Consider the following 17,770-nt stretch of genomic DNA (forward strand, 5'->3'; position numbering starts at 1 on the left):
GTACTGTGTTTAAAAACAAAGTATTTTAGTAATATTTTACGTCTTTAATTTCTTTACGGCGACTCGTTGCTTGAGTCAGTTGATAAACTTCAGCGAAGTCTAAACTTAACTCCGTAGTGTAGGTATCTCCTACTGGGTAACTTTTTACAACCCGAGCCCCGCGCACTATCCCCTGCACCTTTGCAACTAGTGACTGATCTTCTAACAGCAAGTCAGCTACTGTTGTTTGCCCTTTGATATGTTGACCATAAACTTGCTCGGCAAGCTCGGCGTAGGCAGCAATTTTTGAGGCATTAATTGCCATTAACATGCGTTGTGTTTCGTGTTTTGACTTTTGTAAGCTAATAGGTGCTTGACCAATAGCGTGCAACACAGGAAAAGATTCCGGTTTAACGGGTTGCCATTGCACGTGTTTATCGTAAACAGATGAGCACCCAGTTAATAATCCAGTAACGCTAATAGCAGTGGCTAACACTATTTTTTTTATCAACATAAGTACTCCTATTGTTGAATCATTACCGCTCTTGGTTCTTCCATCAACTCAGCACTATCGCGAATAATCATACCGTCTTTGATGCGAACGTTTTCTTCTTTTGCCATTGCGTCTCCTAGCACCCACTCAGGAATAAAGGTTTGTGCACTAGCAACCACGACTCGCGACTGCATACCGATCATTCGAGCGTTAACTAAAATACCGCGATCTTGTTGCTTCATCGTACCTGCAACAACATAGTCAATGATTTGACGTTCGGGTAGCTCTTGCCAATCTCGACTAAAAACATAATCACCGTCTTTAGTGACGCGAATATGTCCCGTCGTTTTATAATCAACCACAATTAAACCGTGTCTTTGCAGCTCGTGAACAAAACTTTCGGCAAGTTGATTACCCAACCAATTGGTTGACTCAACATCTTTCAATTTAACAAACGATGCGACCGCAACCGGTGTCTGTGGCGTCACAAACGAGCTCGTGTTGAGCATTTGGTAGGCTAACCCCTTTACCACATCATTAATCGCGTGCTGAGGCAGGTTATAACTATCAATCTGTTGTTTATCTTCATGCATCACCTGATAAAAACTTTTATCTTCTGTGGCTGTGCAAGCTACAAGTGTGGGCAGAATACATGCCGCCAACCATTTTTTCATTGAGAGCTCCTCAACTGCAAACTAACGTATTCACTGCCGATAAGGTGTCGTACCAGAGCGACATCGTATCTAATAGGCGAGAATATTGACTAAAATTTATCACACCACACATTAAGCATAATTTACGCCAAGTTATTCAACAAATAGATATCTAGGTCGATTAGGCATAAAACCTGCTTCAACAATACCAATAACCATGTGTGTCAATTTTACCACGCGCAGAACAACAAAAGATATTCAGGTGTAATATGGCTGATTTTGCCAATGTAAAAACAACCAAACGATTGTCATCAATACTCGGCGTATACTGCGGTTTAGCACTACTATGCTGCAATTTTTCAGCCAACGCGCAGTGGTACCAAACTCAAGGACAGGCACATATTGTCGATGGCGATCACGATAGTGCACGTACTCGAGCCACCGAAGATGCGCTTAAAAAAGCGCTTTTGGTTGCTGGCGCGTCAGTCTCCAGCATTAAACAGGTCGTTAATGGTTTATTGACACAAGATGAAATTAGCATTCGAGCAAGCGGCACAGTGAACTCATTAGAGTTGCTCGATGAAATCTATCAAGATGATATTGTCACGGTAAATATTCGCGCCGATATTTTTCCGCAAGAGAAGCAATGTTTTGCCGCTGATTATCGCAAATCAATTCTGCTAACCCGCAGCAATTTACTAAATCGCGAACAAGCTAAAATAGGCAGTATTTACGCCATTGATCGCAGTTTAATGGTTAACTTTGCTGACCAGTTGCGTCAGCAGTCGAGCTATTTAGCACCCAAACTTGCCATTGGCAGTAAAACCACTTTTGCCCAACAATATGCAGGATATCAGCACGAAGCGATTAAAGATTTAGCTATTTCTCTCGCAGGCTTTACCGACAGCCAATACGTTTTATTCAGCAATATTGAAGATATTTCCTTTGCCAGTAAAGTCAACAACCCTTGGCAGTTTTGGCAACAAAAAAACAAAGATAGACACTTTAATATCAGCCTATTCCTATATGATGGTCACAGTGGTGAACAGGTATTTGCACAGAGCTATCAAAACTCCGCACCTTGGCCTTACAAACAGAGGCAAAATGCCGATGTTACTGGTTCAGAGTTTTGGCAAAATAGTTACGGCGACATGCTCAGTAAAACGCTACAAGAAGCCAGCAAAGATATTGACGAATACATCATGTGCCAGCCTTCAGAAGCAACTATTGTTAGAGCAACCGGCAACCAAATCACTATTAATTTAGGTAAGCAACACGGTGTAAAATTAGGTGATGAATTTACTGTTTTGCACGCCGACAACTTTATTGCTGACAATGGCAACCGCTACGCTAGCTTAAAGGCGAGTCAACACAAAGTTCGTGTCGTTCAAGTGAATAGTCACAGTGCTCAAGCCATCACCAAAAATGACGAGTTACTCGGCAACATTCAAATCGGCGATCTCGCAGTACGCTATTGATTACTATAGCGTTATTAAATAATCTAAGATAAATTAAGGCTTGACTAATAAGAGCTGAATTCTGTCGTTAAAAATAATAATACCATGTCCCTATAGTTTAACTGGATAAAACTGCCGCCTCCTAAGCGGCTGCTCCAGGTTCGAGTCCTGGTAGGGACGCCACATTTATTGTTTTTTAAAATTACCAAAAGGCCAGTGAATCATTCACTGGCCTTTTGTGTGTTAAATGTCCTTTGTCTAAATGTAAAAGCTATTTAGCTATTAACATCAACAATAACGCGACCTCTTACTTGCCCAGCAATGAGGTCACTTGCCGTTGAAACTGCGTCAGATAAACTGATGACGTTAGCAACGTCCTCAAAGACACTTGGCTCTAATATTTCTGCGAGTCGGTTCCATGCTTCAACGCGATCAGCAATGGGTCGCATCACACTATCAATACCAGCCAATGTAACACCGCGTAAAATAAATGGTGCAACCGTACCTGGTAAGTCCATCCCTTGGGCAAGACCACAGGCCGCAACAACACCACCGTATTGAGTACTGGCGCAAACGTTAGCCAACGTATGGCTGCCGATTGAATCAATGGCACCTGCCCAGCGCTCTTTTGCCAATGGGCGTCCCGGTTCAGATAAACTGCTACGGTCAATAATTTCACTGGCGCCTAATGATTTTAAATAATCAGACTCTTCTGGACGGCCTGTTGAAGCCACTACTGTGTAACCAAGCTTAGCTAAAATAGCAATTGAAAAGCTACCGACACCACCGTTGGCACCAGTAACTAGGATTTCTCCAGATTCAGGGGTTACTCCGTGTTTTTCTAACGCGATTACCGATAACATTGCGGTATAACCAGCAGTACCAATTGCCATCGCTTGTTTCGCCGTTAAGCCCGTAGGTAAAGGCACTAGCCAGTCACTGTTTAATCTCGCCTTTTGTGCCAGTCCACCGCAGTGTACTTCGCCAACACCAAAGCCATTTAGCAACACTTGGTCGCCAGCCTTGAATCGGTCAGTATCGCTGCTTTCAACAGTTCCTACTAAGTCAATACCAGGTACTAGCGGGAACTTGCGTACAACAAGGCCTTTACCTGTTATTGCCAACGCATCTTTATAATTAATCGTGCTGTATGATACAGAAACGACAACGTCACCATCAGATAAAACTGTATCATCTAGCTCTTTAACTTCAGCTCGATAACCTTGCTCATCTTTCTCAATTAAAACGCCTTTAAACATAGCTCCTCCAAAATAGACCAGTCGTCTATTAATTATTAAAAAATTTTTACCTTAATTAGGTAATCCTTGAACAAATTGCTTAAAGTATTGCTCAAGGGGGCGTACATTAGCTTCAAGCTTTGCCCTGCTAACAGCACCTTCCCAGCCCAACCAAAAAAACTCAGCTAAATGCTGGCAATTTGCGTCTTTCGCTAGTTCACCACAACTTTGTGCTTCAACTAAGCAGTTGGCAACGGCCTCTTGCCAAGTGGCATATATTTCAATCAAGCGCGAGCGAAAACTCTCCGGTAAGGAGCCAACTTCCTGCTCTAAGTTGCCAACTAAACAACCCCTTCTAAAATTGTGCTTTTCCATCCCGCGTTTTGCGTCATCAACAAAATTAGCTAAACGAGCAAGTGGCGAACAAGTATTATCGAGCAGACATCGCGCTAACTTATTGGCGAAATAGTTCGCATAGCTGTCAAGTACAGCATGGCCAAACGCCTCTTTACTGGCAAAGTAAAAGTAGAACGACCCCTTAGGCACCCCAACTTTTTTTAGTACTTTATCGATACCTGAAGCGACAAAACCAATTTCAGTCAGGTGTTCAAGACCGCTTCGAATGAGCAACGCTCTAATATCTCTGCTGTCTGTTGCTGCTTTTGGTGGCCTTCCTCGACGAGGTTTTGTAGTTGTTGTAGTCATAGCACCAATAATAGACCGATCGTCTACATAAATACAAATTATTTTCTCGCATAACAACTTTATCACCGTAAGGCAAAACACTGATGGAAGTAAACTGTTTTGTATTCAACATCCGCAGTTTTGTTTATTTCTAACAATCGTAATTGACCATAAAATTACTCACATGCTTCAAAATACAATAACTAATGAAGATTTAGTGGGCAATATTATGACAACTATAGAGCAAGTCAGTGCGTTAATTAACGCTTACCAAGTTCACCAAATTAGGGCAGGAAAAAACCACCGTTTTGTCGACATTTCTATTGTTGAGGTTGATGGCCGCTTTTTTGTCAGGCAATACAAATTTGGCGAGAACAGCTGGTACCACGCATTTATAAAAACGCCATTAGGACAAATAAAGTGTGGCGATACAACCATAGATATAAAGGGGCAAGTGCCATCAGATTTGTCCACGATAAACGCTATGGTTACCAAATCATTTTGGAAAAAATACAGTATTATTTATGGCATCATGAAATTGGGGTTTAATACTAAAAAACATGAAGCGTCTACACTTGAATTAATCCCATTGTGTTAATGGCTTTGCGATAAGAGATATAGCATGGAAAAAAAACTACATTTTAGTAACTTACATGAATACCATCAATTTTTGGGGCTACCACCACCAGAGCACCCGCTGATTTCTGTTACCCAAAGTAAAATGGATGGTACCTGTATTGGAGAGTCAGTAGCCATTAGTACAGACTTTTATTCGATAAGTTTAAAACACATTACCCAAGGCGAAATCTACTATGGACGCACCAAATACGACTTCAAAAATGGTAGTTTGATCTGTACGGCGCCAAGGCAGGTATTAAAAGTTGCTCGACTCAACGTTAAATCTAACGCTAGAACCATTATCATTCACGAAGATTTTCTGCGTGGCACGAGTATTCAAAAAATCATAGAGAGTGCCAATTATTTTAGCTATGCAGTTAACGAAGCACTGCATTTATCGCCTCGTGAAGAGGGCCTAATAAAAGGCATTTTCGACGTTTTAGCTCAAGAATACGAGCAACACCACGACGCTTTTAGTAAAGACATTATGGTATCTCAGCTCAATACCATGTTGACCTATGCTGAACGTTTTTATCAACGTCAGTTTCAACAGCGCATGGAAAGCCCAGTGTCATCGTTGCAAGAGCGGTTTATAAGTGCGCTAAAATCACTGCCATCAGATCATATCCCGACCGTCGAAGAGCTTGCCTCCGAGCTTAATGTAACACCGCGCTATTTAAGCGATGGTCTCAAAGTAGAAACGGGTAAAACGGCATTGGAAAACATTCACAGCCATCAAATTGATCGGGCGAAAAACTTGTTGCTGGGCAGCGATGATTCTGTGGCGACTATCGCTTATGCGCTGGGCTTTGAATACCCTCAATACTTTTCACGTTTATTTAAAAATAAAGTCGGTATGACACCGACCGAGTATCGCAACCAAAGCGTTCACTAGTTGACCATGAATTAATGCTAACCGTTAGCAGCTAGCTTTTGGTTAACAAAGTCTAAAAAGCACCTGATTCTCAGTGTTTGTTTGTGTTCAGGTGCATAATACATGTAAATGTTTTGTACATTTGGCCAGTACTCTTTAAGTACTGGTATCAGGTGCCCTGCTTTCAAATGGGACTGGATCATTGCATCCATTAAATAACCAACACCTACGCCGTTAAGCGCCATATCAATAACAAGATCGCTATTGTTAACCACGACAGCAGTATCTAGGTGTGTTAAAGAAACCAGTTCACTATTTTCACAAGTTGTCGCTTTTAGATGTAAAGGAAAAAGTTCACCACTGGTCGGTGCCCTAAACTTAATCACTTTATGTTCACTTAACTGACTAATTGACTGAGGAATGCCGTATTTCTCAATGTAATTAGCCGACGCAAAAGCCGCTAACTTTACAGGCGCTCGAATATGGCTAATAGATTTAGCAATTAGTGTTTCACTAACCGTTTCACCGAAGCGAAAGCCAATATCAAACGATTGAGCAATTCTGTCATCCATAGAGTCAGAAAGGCTCACCTCTAGATCGATAGTGGGATAAGCCTGCTGAAACTCAAGTAACGTCTCTTTTAAAAAAACATCGTATATATTTTTTGCCATATTCAGCTGTAGCTTACCTCGCGGTAAATCATTTTGCTGACATACTCGCTCAACCGCTAGACTGAGTTCCTCAATTGCAGATTGACTAGATTGATAGAGCTCTAACGCTAAGCCCGTTGGCTCAAACTGTCTTGTCGTACGAATAAACAACGGCTGCTGAATTTGTTTTTCTAACAACTTTAACGCGTGGCTTACAGAAGCCGAACTGATCCCCAGTTGCCTTGCTGCTTTTGAAATATTACCCGCCTCGTAAATGGTTTTAAAGGTTATTAGTTGGGTATAAGTGATACCCCGCTCAAATTCTCTCATCGCCACAATTATTTGATTCAATCTAATAGTAATTCAAAATAGCACCAACTACTGCTCGACTCAATGTAAAGATAATATAATTCCAACATTGCAAATGAGGATTTTACCATGAAGACATTTCAACCAACTGATGAACAAATTGATATGATCAAATCTATCGCTGAGGCCAATGTTAAACCTCAGCGAGCGCCAGTAATAGGTGCGCCTACAGACTATGGCATGGAGTATCAGGACGTATTTTTTCCGTCGAAAGACGGTGTCCCACTTGAGGGCTGGTTTATCCCGGCAACAAATTCGAACAAATTAATTATTTGTAATCACCCAGCAACAATGAGTAGAACAGGCTTCCCTGGTGACTTAGCACCTTGGAGTAGTTTTAACCCAACAAAAGTTAACTTTCACTTAGAGTACAAAGCACTGCATGATGCAGGCTACAACATTCTCACTTACGATATGAGAAATCACGGTAAAAGTGGCCAAGCCAATGGGGGCATAAGCGGTACCGGCCAATATGAATGGCGTGACGTTATTGGCGCATTCGACTACGTGAACAATCATCCATCACTTGCCAACATGACAGTATCACTACTCAGCCGCTGTATGGGAGGCAATGCAACCTTTGTCGCAATGAGTAAAATGCCAGAGTACTTTAAAAATGTAAAAGCACTTGTATGTCCTCAGCCAGCATCTATGGGCATTAGTGTACCAAAGATCATGGCAGCATACGGATTGGATCAACCAGAGCACATCGCTTTACTCGATGACGAGCAAGTAAAAGCAGGTGGCTTCAAAAATTCAGAGATGAATATTCATCCATACGTCAAACACGTCGAGGTGCCTACTTACATTGTTCAAGTAAAAGATGACGTTTGGTCAGATCCTGAAAACGATGTGCAAGTAACATATGAGCTACTCGAGCTAGCACCGCAAGATAAAAAACTTCACTGGATTAAAGGAACAACGCAGCGCTTTGATGGCTATAACTATTTGGGTGAACACCCGCAAAGCATGATTGAATGGTTTGATAAATACATGGCGTAATACCTTGTAAGCCATTGGCTATTAATAAGGCTTCATTCGGCGTGACTGTTTTTACATAACATCACGCCTTATTTTTCTGCGCCTAGTGGTGGGCAGTTAGCGGTTTGTCGTAACATCGCCAGTGTTTGAGTCGTAATCAACTGTTAAGTTAGTTTGACGATTATAGGTATAGGTGCAAGTGTTATTGCCATTGTAAGTCGCTTCAAAATCGGTTGAATTATCACCAGCAACTGCGGCTCCCTGAGAGACCAAAACTGCACGCCAAACGTCTAAACAGTCGGCTTCACTATTAAGTGTTAAACTGGTACCGCGAGTATCTGCTGGGTAGCCAGCACTATTAACACTCAAGTCACCACCAACCGCAGGGTCTGAAATTTCAATAAAATCGAGAACCGCACGATTATTACCACGTATTAACCACGCCACATGAACTTGATTAACACCGGCTTCAAAAGCGGCGGCAATACCATCAAAAGCGGCCTCTTCAGCGTCGTCCGCTAAATCAATAAATCTTGGTGCGGCTGTAGCGGCTAAAATACCAAGAATAACGATAACAACGACTAATTCAATTAATGTGAAACCTTGTTGAGTGCGCAAACCATAACCTCATTATTAACAAAATACGGTTTATCAAAATACCGCTAAAAATCAATTATTTTAGTGTAATGAGCTTAGGGGGCAAAGGTCAATCAAATTCCCATGAATAAGGTAGTAATCACTTATCCATTATAGAAACAATGATACCGACTAATATCAACGTCAGAGATTAGGCAATTTAATTTAGCTACTTGAAATTAACTAAATCAAAGTGCGGATTGCTAACTAAGGCTTGCATCGACTCTAAGGTTTCAAGAGGGATAGATAGCAGCTCGTCACCGTTTTCAAGCTTCAACTTTAAACATTCGACTTTTTCAGAGGTAATAAATGTAGTAACAGGAATCCCCTGATATTTGTCGCCATTAATACAAGTCACAACAACAGGAATGTTAAACATACAGGCTATTTCAAGATAGTCATGTAAATCGCAGCTGAGCATTTTGAAAAATCACTAGATAAAACAATGAAAATAAAAAGCAGCCAAAACCTCAAGTGAGACTTAGCTGCTTAGCTATTAATCCGTTGCTGGTTTAGTTGGTAACACCAGCGCAACACATTATTAGAGGTTCATTTCGTAGAAACAGATTTTGTTGCCGTCAAAATCTCTCACGTAAGCACCATAAAAAAAGTCTGTGCGTTGACCTGGTTCGCCGTCACAGGTAGCACCTAACTCAATCGCTTTTTGATAAAGTGCTTTAACACCGTCTTGGTCGCCACCAGAGAATGCCGCCATAGTACCGTTACCCGGCTCAGGATCTTCTTTGTTAAATGGAATACAAATAGAAAACATTGCGCCGCCCGCTTCAGAACCGTAGAACTTGATGCGATCCATACCGACAAGTTGTTTTGCACCTAATTCAGCTAACAAAGCATTGTAAAAAGCTTCAGATTTTGGCATATCACTGACGCCAATAGTTACGTATCCAAGCATGGAAAATCTCCTAAATGTTAAATAGATATCTCGAAAAGTGCTTCAAGTGTAGCGAATCTATCAAATACTTAAAATAACCTTTAACCGCAAAATAACAGCTAGATAGCGATTAGTTTTGGCTTTTATCTTCCTCAATACCTTCACAATATCGTTACAGCGATTAAGTATAGAAACGCAATAACGCACTTTTACTTTCACACAAAGCTAGATTTACATGAAAATTCCGTGATTGGTTCATACTTCAGTGCTGCAATACCGAATGATTAACCTGTTTGTTTATGCTGCTTTCTATAAGCTGTCGGTGTTGTGTTAGTTGTTTTTTTGAAAGCAGTATAAAAAGATGATTTAGAATTAAAACCAACGTCCATAGCGATATCTAATACACTTTTGTCACCGCCGATTAGCTGCTCACCTGCTGCTTCAATTCTATGTTTGTTAACATAATCAAAAAAGCTTGTGTTTAACTGTTCGTTGAGGGTCTGAGATAAATAGTTGGGGGTAGTGTTAACTAGATGCGCTAGCCTTTGTAGTGAAATATTGGCGTCTAAATAAGCTTTTTTCTCCGTCATCAAAGCATTTACTCGGTTGGCGATGTCAGTCGCTTGTTGCGCAGTTAATGCTGAATGTTGGTATTTAGCCTGAGTGCTTGTCTCTACGTCAAAGACAATCGCTTCGGTATCTTCATGATAGATCTCTTGAAAGCCTGGTTTATGTCTAAGCGACCACACCGCAATCGTCCAAATCATCGCCAGTACGAGTATCTTTAACGGTTCAAACGAAAACGCCAACGAGCCAACGAGGTTGTCTACAAACAAGTATGTCGCCAATAATAACCATGTACAGCCGATCGCGATCAATAGCCATGATATCCAATAAAACTCTTTTGCTTCGGTGCTCGCAAAAACCTGCTTTAACTGCTGGCGGTATCTACTCAAGCGCCTAAATACGGCAAAAACGTAATAACTCGACTGCACAAGCCAAGCAAGTATCAAGATAAAAGTAGAAATAACTAAGCCGTAGATAAAATATCGCATTGCCGAATTGGCAGTACTTAACGCCGTTTCACCATTGGTTAAAACCGCTCTTACTAGGTCTGTTGGTAGTATCAAGGTAACAAGTGAGACTAGTAACCCACACAGCGGCAGCACAAAATGTTTAAGGTGCCCCTGATGAAAACGCCACTGCTTTGTATGTGTTAACCCTTCAACGTAACACCAAAAGCTAGGCGGTAGAACTAACAACGCCGGTAAAGAAAACACTAAAACATATAATTCCAGTGCAGGGCTAACCCCGGCGACTAGCGGCTTACTTAAAACAATCACCAAGCCAGTAAAAAAAATAACTAACGGAAAATAAGCTTGTTGCTGTTTTACCCTTAATAGCAGCAACTGTATGGCAAAAACGGCAAGTGTTACAGATGCAGAGGTAACAAAAAAAATATAACCTGATTCAATCATCCTATCGGCTCATCTTGTTTAAGGGCACTTAATTATAAGAATTTATTAGCTAAAAACGTCCTGTCCTATAGTTTCGGACGGCTAAAAATGTATTTCCCGTCAAAGTCGAACGACTTTTTTATCTTCACTTTACAAAATACTCCGCGTTGAAACCAGCCACTAAAACGGAGTAAGTATGTCATCAACACTTTATAAAAATTCGACAATGTCAAACGTAGCATCAGCCTCAAATAATTGGCCTGTTGTTACAATGTTGTTTTTACTATTGGCAATACCGGGCCTTCCCGCACTTGCCATTGTAATGAGTGTTTTAGTTGGCTTAGTCTCTGACGAGTTGCCATTAGCGTTTGTAAAGAGTTTGTACTTATCAAAACCTTGGGCAGTGCTCGTTCATGGACTAAGTGGCGTGCTATTTTTTATCTCTGCTCCGTTTCAATTTTCTTCAGGGTTAAGGAGTAAACGCCCTAAACTACACAAATACTCAGGCTATTTAGTCTTTGTCGCGGGAATTATCATGGCTCTATCGGCAATTTGGATGCACCACACCCTTACACCTAATGACGTAGGGCCGAGATATGTCGGTTTGGTGGTAATGTCGCTTGCCATGTGCATATCATTCACAGTGGCGGTAAAGCACATAGTGCAAAGAAATATCTTTGCACATCGAGCATGGATGATTAGAGCAATAGCGATTACCTTGGCGGCAGTGACATATTTATTTGTTGAAGTTACATTTAGCTTGACCTTGGGACAAATCGAAAGCTTGAAACCACTAATAATTAACTTGTTATACGACTATGGCCGTATTATCGCAATAATCGGTAACCTTATCGTCGCGGAGTACTTGATAAAACGATCGACTAAAAAACACCGTTAATCAATTTACTTCAAGAAATAGCAATTGATTTAACGTCAATACCACGCAACTCAACAAAATGAGTTTTTCAGCCTGATAGTATTACTCGCTAATTTTCAGCGACAAAACAATTTCGTCCTTGCGCTTTTGCTTGATACATCAGCGCATCGGCACGTTTAATCAACTGCCCTAGGTTGTTATCTGTTTCTGCTGAGTACTGGACAGCACCCATACTAAATTTTATTTTCTCGTGCGCAGGAAGATTTGGAATAGATACTCTAGCTAACTCTTCCGATATCCGGTTAAATATCTCTTCGGTGATATCGATTGTTTTTTGAGGTAACAACAACAACCACTCTTCACCACCGTAGCGCCCAAAGACATCTGTATTTCTCACTACACGGGTACAAGCATTAGCAAACGTAACTAAAACTTTGTCGCCGACGTCGTGGCCATAGGTATCGTTTATATTTTTAAAATGATCAATATCCAACATTAACAAAGTGAACGGGCCACTACCAAGTTTTGCTTCGTCAAAATAATTTTGCGCTATTTCTATGATAGAGCGACGATTGTGAGATTGAGTAAGGGGATCTTTAAGTGAAAGTGCCTTGAATTTTAGCCTCAGCTTATATTGCATAAAAGCAAACAAAAATAGCAGTAGTAAAGTAATAATTGCCAAAACCAACAAGGTCACAAACAGTCTTTTTTGATCAATCTCTTTTTCGAGCAACTGCTGGTTCAATGCGTTTTCTCGTTTTAATTGCGCGTTTTGTTGCTCTTTTAATTCTAAATCAAGCTCAACTCTCAACCGCTGAATAGTCTTTTCGTTTTTTGCAGTGTTTAGTTGCTCAGACAACGAAATAGACTCGTTTAAATAAGAATACGCATCTCGATATTTTTTCTGCTTTTGCGCCAATAATGTTTGTAGGTTTAATAGCTTAAGTTGCTCTTGGATAATCTCTGAATCACTTCTTTTAGCGAGCCTTATTGCGAGTGTTTGTTCAGCCAATTCAATATCATCTAGTGCCAACGCAGCGTTAATGATAACGCTCAGCGAGCGGATTTGTACCCGATGGTTCTTAGTAGTCGACAGAACTTGATATGCATCTTGGGCTAGTGAAATTGCCAATGCAAAGTTAGATTCAATAAGGTGAGCTTCAGCCATAACCACCTGCGCCCAAGCGACACCAATGTTATCTTTTAACTGTTGGCTAAGCGCCAGCGCGGTAGAAGCAAACTCGATACCTTTAACACCATTACCAAGCTTGCGATGGTTGTTGGCAATATTGTACAAAACAACGGATTCATCAAATGTGTTTTGTTGTTTTCGGATATAGGTTAAAGCGTCAGTAAAGTACTGTATTGCCATTTCAGGTTGGTCTACTGCGCTATAATAATTACCTATTGCATTAAGCGTTATTTGCACTCCCCAATCACTTTCTAGCTGCAAATATAGGTGATAGGCCTTTTTAAAATGAGTTAAGGCGTCGGTAAATTGCTCAGTAAACAATTGATGCACACCTAACTTAAAAAAAACATAAGCCTTCAACTTTATGTCTTCAATCAAAGGAGCTTCAGCAAGCAATGATAATTGGATTTCCCTAGCTCTATCTAATTTTCCTTCGGCTCTTAACAAGTTAAGTTCAATGACTTCTATGGCTATACTTGCACTCTCATTGACATACTTAATTGTCAAGGGCTTCGTCTCATTTAGTAATGATGCTATGGCCTGAAAATCTTCTACATCAAGATAGATATTCATGACATTAATATTTGCTTTAATTACTGCTTGATACCAACCTTTCCGCAGGCTGAACTGGCTAATGTCCTTAAGCTCTGAAATATTTTTGAATGGCGAAGAGCTGTGATCATTGGTCAGCTTTTCTATTGCTAACAGAGTATCTTGTTCAGATTCGAACTCTAACGCGCAAAGTGGGACGGATACAAAGAGAAGTGCCATTAGGGCTATAACTAACCAAAGTCTAGAGACATTGTGATACATCTGGTTCCTCAATTACAAAACTCTTCCTAAAGCTCAGGAGCAACATCTAGTTGATTCGCTGCCCTACTGGCTAGTCACACTAAAAAAAGTATATCACCATTCTTTTTAGCAAAAAGAATTATATTAACGATTTTTATACAAATGTGCTGTGCGAAATTAGTTCCATTTAAAGCAATACAAGAATACTTAAAATAGCCAAAAAATTGCCATAAGCACCGCGAACGTTATAGACTTTGCCCTCTTTTTAATAAAAACAATATAAAGATTATCGTTTTCCTTCCATGGAGCCAAAATGAAGTTATTGAAGAATGTCGCGCTCAAAACCCTATTCGGTAGCGCCTTGTTAAGCGTTGTAAGTATGCCGCTGATAGCTGGTAAGTCGCCTATTACACCAGAACAAAAAGCAACCGCAGAGCAGCTAATGGCAACTGCCCTTAAAAGCGACTTAGGTTTTAACATTGTTGAGTCGTTAACCACTGAAATTGGTCCTCGATTAGGTGGCTCAGAAGCTGAAAAACGCGCGCGTGACTGGGGCGCTGAACTAGGCAAAGAATTAGGTTTTGATAAAGTCTCAATTGAAGAATTTACCATGCCATTTTGGGATCGCGGCCACTTACATATCGCGCTAACATCACCATACAATCAGGAGCTATACGGCTCTGCACTTGGCGGCGCAGCGCCAAGTAAAGCAGAAATTAATGCACCAATTGTTTACTTTAGAGATATTCACGCTTTAAAAGCAATTAAAGATGGCAGCTTAAAAGGCAAAGTCGCCTTTGTTGATGGCGAACCCATGGTAAAAAGCCAAACGGGCGCAGGTTATGGCCCGTCAAATCAAAAGCGCAGAATTGGCTGGCAACACGCTGAGCGCGGCGAAGCTAGTGCGTTAGTAATTCGCTCGGTTGGCTCTGATTCTCACCGTTTCCCACACACAGGTATGATGAGCAAAAACGGCGACAAATGGGCGAACATTCCAGTGATTGCTATTTCTAACCCAGATGCCGATCACTTACGTCGCTTACACAACTTAAATAAGCCGTTAGCTATCTCACTTCACTCAGGTTCTGATTGGAAAGGCGATGTTACCAGTGGCAATGTAGTACTTGATATTATTGGTAGCGAAAAGCCTGAGGAAATCGTCCTGATTGGTGGTCACTTAGACAGCTGGGATTTGGGTACAGGCGCGGTTGACGATGGCGCTGGTGTCGCTATTACTACCGCCGCGGCTAAGTTAATTGCCAACTTACCTAAACGTCCAAAACGCACGATTCGCGTAGTCATGTTTGGTGCTGAAGAAGTCGGTTTACTAGGCGCGCGCGCTTATGCTAAAAAGCACAAAGCAAACCTTCACAATCACGTATTAGCAACCGAGTCTGACTTTGGTGCAAGAAACATCTGGCGTTTGGTGTCAAACGTTAACCCACAAGCGACCAAATTAGTCGATGAAATCGCCAAAATAATCGCTCCACTAGGCATTGTTCGCGGTGATTCAGACGTTAAAGGTGGTGGCCCAGACATTATCCCAATCGCCGAAAAAGGCGTGCCGACTATTCGCTTGAGTCAAGAAGGTACCGACTACTTTGACTTACACCATACGCCTGATGATACTTTGGATAAAATCAATCCTGATGAATTAGCACAAAACGTTGCTGCTTACGCTGCAACCATTTTCTTATTTGCTGATACCGATGTGGACTTAAAAGCAAAACGCTAATCTGTTTTTAACAATCGAATAAGTATCGAAAAGGAAGGCTAATTTGCCTTCCTTTTTTGTCTGCTTAGCATGTTGAGTGCTAGTTACTACTATCAACTTTCTGATAAGACTATACACTAAGTGTTTTACTCTGTTCAGTTCAACAACTAACAATTAGTCTTCAAACGCCGCTAGTTCATCACTACTAATTCTTTAGTATAGCGCTGACCGTTTTCGACATAATGTGCGGCAGACATTGCGAGTAACTTTTGTGCTTTTTCATCCAGTGGTTTAATCACTTTAGCTGGCGACCCCAAGGCTAAATGACCATCGGGAACTTCCATACCTTCAATAACTAGGCTATTTGCGCCAATAATACAACCTTTGCCAATTTTAGCGCCGTTCAGCACTACCGCGTTCATACCAATTAAACTTAAGTCACCAATAGTGCAACCGTGTAGCATCACTTTATGACCCACGGTAACGTGCTCCCCCACTTCAATTGGAAAGCCTTTATCAACGTGTAAAATACTGCCGTCTTGAATATTACTATTGGCACCAATAGTAATTTTATCCATATCACCACGCATCACCACATTAAACCACACACTGGCATTGGGTTTGAGTTCAACGTTGCCAATGACACTAGCATTTGGCGCAACGAAGCACGAAGAGTCCACATTTGGCACTATATTACCTAGCTGATAACGCATCTTTTTATACCTATTAATTATTTATTTTTATTGTAGCCTATGCAGTCTAGTGAACTTTAATCACTGTGTTAATAGTCGCTATTGCAAATCTAACATATGAAAAGTAAATGGGAGCAGATAAACCATGGAACACTTAGATCATAAAAATAACAAAGGTATGTTAAACAGCTAAGTTCATCATAGCAGTAGACAAAATAAGAGAGCGCGCAACTGCTAGTTGGTCGCCATAAGCTTTTCTAAGCAAAGTTATTCTGATTGACGCACTGCCATTGCCTCTATCTGAGCATAAATTGTTAATTTTTCGCTAAATGCAACCTCAATGAAAGAAATATCCAAGTTTTTAGATCATAGTTGTAAGACAAGCTATGTCGTTGTTGCCGAGGTAGGATGGCCGCGCCAAGCTCACTGAATTATAAGAACTAAGATACAACAACCTATTATCGCTTTCTCAATTTAGGAGAACATCATGTGTGATGATTTCACGGAAAAAGACAACTTGGAGTTTGAGCAAAACGGCGGCAAACTCAGTCGTCGCAATTTTAATAAACTCAGCGCCGCGGCCATCCTTGCGCTTTGTTATGGAGGGTTTGCTCAGGCTCGCGGTGCTTATGAAGATCAATTAGTTGAATCAGATGTTAATGTTCCTATGCCGGACGGCACATCAGACAGCTTTTTTGTCCATCCCGCTAAAGGCAAATTTCCGGGCATACTTATGTGGCCAGACATTCGCGGCTTACGCCCAGCATTTAAAGCGATGGGCAGGCGCCTTGCCGCTCAGGGATACGCTGTTTTGGTGGTTAACCCTTTTTATCGGGATGCTAAAGCTCCTGTTATTGACCCAGCTAAGCAATTCCGCGATCCCGGAGTACGAGAATTCTTAATCCCCATGTATCGTAAACTCAACCATGAAAATAGTATGTCAGATGCACGGGCATATATTCAGTTTATTGACCTACAAAAAAGTGTCGATACCAAACGCAAAATAGGTACTGCCGGATATTGCATGGGTGGTCCACTGATTATGCGAACCGCTGGAGCAGTACCTGCCAGAGTTGGCGCAGCAGCATCATTTCACGGCGGTGGTTTGGTAACAGACAAAAAAGACAGTCCCCACCTTTTAATACCTAGCTCTCCAGCTCACGTATTACATGCGATTGCGGAAAACGACGACAAGCGTTCCCCTAATGTAAAACACGACTTAGCCGCCGCCTACAAAGCCGCAGGTATTCCCGCTGAAATCGAAGTATACAAAGATACTTTACACGGCTGGTGTCCACCCGATGCAAGTGTTTATCACAAAGAGCAAGCAGAAAAAGCATGGTCTAGGATGCTGGCACTGTTTGAAACCGCTTTAACATAATGCAAGTTATTACCTACGTTCCGCGCATATCACGCAATTTAAACTTGTTACCTTGTTAAAATTTTTTACGTCGGTCTTATGCGTATATCAATATGCTAACCCTAGATCAAAAAAGGTGAGCACTAGACTCACCCCGAAAAA

Annotated in this window: 18 protein-coding genes and 1 tRNA gene; 8 read left to right on the forward strand and 11 right to left on the reverse strand. The window is 41.2% G+C overall.

Features of this window, described 5'->3' with window-relative positions:
- Positions 1-25 precede the first annotated feature (25 nt).
- Both J7384_RS01785 and J7384_RS01790 read right to left on the reverse strand, forming a co-directional pair.
- Positions 26-493: an LPP20 family lipoprotein gene (locus J7384_RS01785; RefSeq protein ID WP_209110640.1), complete on the reverse strand. Its 468-nt coding sequence runs from the start codon at positions 491-493 to the stop codon at positions 26-28.
- An 8-nt stretch (positions 494-501) separates the two neighbouring features.
- Complete coding sequence (locus J7384_RS01790) at positions 502-1,146, reverse strand: FlgO family outer membrane protein (RefSeq protein ID WP_209110642.1); 645 nt, start codon at positions 1,144-1,146, stop codon at positions 502-504.
- 248 nt (positions 1,147-1,394) lie between these two features.
- Here J7384_RS01790 and J7384_RS01795 point away from each other — a divergent pair, with 248 nt between their 5' ends.
- Together J7384_RS01795 and J7384_RS01800 are read left to right on the forward strand one after the other, a co-directional pair.
- Positions 1,395-2,603, forward strand: coding sequence for a flagella assembly protein FlgT (locus J7384_RS01795; RefSeq protein ID WP_209110647.1), 1,209 nt, complete (start codon positions 1,395-1,397; stop codon positions 2,601-2,603).
- Between the two features lie 86 nt (positions 2,604-2,689).
- Positions 2,690-2,765 (forward strand) — tRNA-Arg (locus J7384_RS01800).
- A 92-nt stretch (positions 2,766-2,857) separates the two neighbouring features.
- Here the strand turns inward: J7384_RS01800 and J7384_RS01805 are convergent.
- Together J7384_RS01805 and J7384_RS01810 are read right to left on the reverse strand one after the other, a co-directional pair.
- Positions 2,858-3,841: an MDR family oxidoreductase gene (locus tag J7384_RS01805; RefSeq protein ID WP_209110649.1), complete on the reverse strand. Its 984-nt coding sequence runs from the start codon at positions 3,839-3,841 to the stop codon at positions 2,858-2,860.
- A gap of 51 nt (positions 3,842-3,892) precedes the next feature.
- On the reverse strand, positions 3,893-4,525 hold the full coding sequence (locus J7384_RS01810; RefSeq protein WP_209110655.1) for a TetR/AcrR family transcriptional regulator: 633 nt from the start codon (positions 4,523-4,525) through the stop codon (positions 3,893-3,895).
- Positions 4,526-4,733: 208 nt separating this feature from the next.
- Here J7384_RS01810 and J7384_RS01815 point away from each other — a divergent pair, with 208 nt between their 5' ends.
- Positions 4,734-5,102 (forward strand): DUF2255 family protein, encoded by a 369-nt coding sequence (locus J7384_RS01815; protein WP_209110657.1) that lies wholly within the window; start codon positions 4,734-4,736, stop codon positions 5,100-5,102.
- Between the two features lie 24 nt (positions 5,103-5,126).
- Positions 5,127-6,017 carry an AraC family transcriptional regulator gene (locus J7384_RS01820; protein WP_209110658.1) on the forward strand — a complete coding sequence of 297 codons (891 nt, stop codon included), beginning with the start codon at positions 5,127-5,129 and terminating at the stop codon, positions 6,015-6,017.
- 17 nt (positions 6,018-6,034) lie between these two features.
- On the opposite strand, the gene J7384_RS01825 is transcribed toward J7384_RS01820, so the two are convergent.
- A complete protein-coding gene (locus J7384_RS01825) occupies positions 6,035-6,976 on the reverse strand; it encodes a LysR family transcriptional regulator (RefSeq protein WP_209110660.1) in 942 nt (313 codons plus the stop codon).
- A gap of 108 nt (positions 6,977-7,084) precedes the next feature.
- Between J7384_RS01825 and J7384_RS01830 the strand changes: the two genes are divergently transcribed.
- On the forward strand, positions 7,085-8,017 hold the full coding sequence (locus tag J7384_RS01830) for an alpha/beta hydrolase (RefSeq protein ID WP_209110662.1): 933 nt from the start codon (positions 7,085-7,087) through the stop codon (positions 8,015-8,017).
- 96 nt (positions 8,018-8,113) lie between these two features.
- Here J7384_RS01830 and J7384_RS19490 read toward each other — a convergent pair whose 3' ends face one another.
- From J7384_RS19490 to J7384_RS01850, 4 genes are all read right to left on the reverse strand, one after another.
- Entirely contained in the window at positions 8,114-8,614 is a 501-nt protein-coding gene (locus tag J7384_RS19490) for a type II secretion system protein (protein WP_209110664.1), read from the reverse strand.
- Positions 8,615-8,801: 187 nt separating this feature from the next.
- Positions 8,802-9,053: a Rho-binding antiterminator gene (locus tag J7384_RS01840; protein WP_209110665.1), complete on the reverse strand. Its 252-nt coding sequence runs from the start codon at positions 9,051-9,053 to the stop codon at positions 8,802-8,804.
- A gap of 120 nt (positions 9,054-9,173) precedes the next feature.
- Positions 9,174-9,545, reverse strand: a complete 372-nt coding sequence (locus J7384_RS01845) for a VOC family protein (protein WP_209110667.1) — start codon at positions 9,543-9,545, stop codon at positions 9,174-9,176.
- 263 nt (positions 9,546-9,808) lie between these two features.
- The gene (locus J7384_RS01850) at positions 9,809-11,002 is read right to left on the reverse strand and encodes an AraC family transcriptional regulator (RefSeq protein WP_209110668.1); all 1,194 of its coding nucleotides are present in this window, start codon (positions 11,000-11,002) and stop codon (positions 9,809-9,811) included.
- 175 nt (positions 11,003-11,177) lie between these two features.
- Here J7384_RS01850 and J7384_RS01855 point away from each other — a divergent pair, with 175 nt between their 5' ends.
- Complete coding sequence (locus J7384_RS01855; protein WP_209110674.1) at positions 11,178-11,879, forward strand: DUF2306 domain-containing protein; 702 nt, start codon at positions 11,178-11,180, stop codon at positions 11,877-11,879.
- A gap of 88 nt (positions 11,880-11,967) precedes the next feature.
- Here the strand turns inward: J7384_RS01855 and J7384_RS01860 are convergent, their stop codons facing one another.
- Positions 11,968-13,821, reverse strand: a complete 1,854-nt coding sequence (locus J7384_RS01860; protein WP_209110676.1) for a tetratricopeptide repeat-containing diguanylate cyclase — start codon at positions 13,819-13,821, stop codon at positions 11,968-11,970.
- A gap of 334 nt (positions 13,822-14,155) precedes the next feature.
- Between J7384_RS01860 and J7384_RS01865 the strand changes: the two genes are divergently transcribed.
- On the forward strand, positions 14,156-15,577 hold the full coding sequence (locus tag J7384_RS01865; protein ID WP_209110678.1) for a M20/M25/M40 family metallo-hydrolase: 1,422 nt from the start codon (positions 14,156-14,158) through the stop codon (positions 15,575-15,577).
- Positions 15,578-15,747: 170 nt separating this feature from the next.
- Here the strand turns inward: J7384_RS01865 and J7384_RS01870 are convergent, their stop codons facing one another.
- A complete protein-coding gene (locus J7384_RS01870) occupies positions 15,748-16,269 on the reverse strand; it encodes a gamma carbonic anhydrase family protein (RefSeq protein WP_209110679.1) in 522 nt (173 codons plus the stop codon).
- Between the two features lie 466 nt (positions 16,270-16,735).
- On the opposite strand from J7384_RS01870, the gene J7384_RS01875 reads away from it, so the two are divergent.
- On the forward strand, positions 16,736-17,629 hold the full coding sequence (locus J7384_RS01875; protein WP_209110681.1) for a dienelactone hydrolase family protein: 894 nt from the start codon (positions 16,736-16,738) through the stop codon (positions 17,627-17,629).
- Positions 17,630-17,770: the final 141 nt, after the last annotated feature.

This window comes from Endozoicomonas sp. G2_1 (assembly GCF_017744155.1).
GTDB lineage: Bacteria > Pseudomonadota > Gammaproteobacteria > Enterobacterales > Alteromonadaceae > JAGHQT01.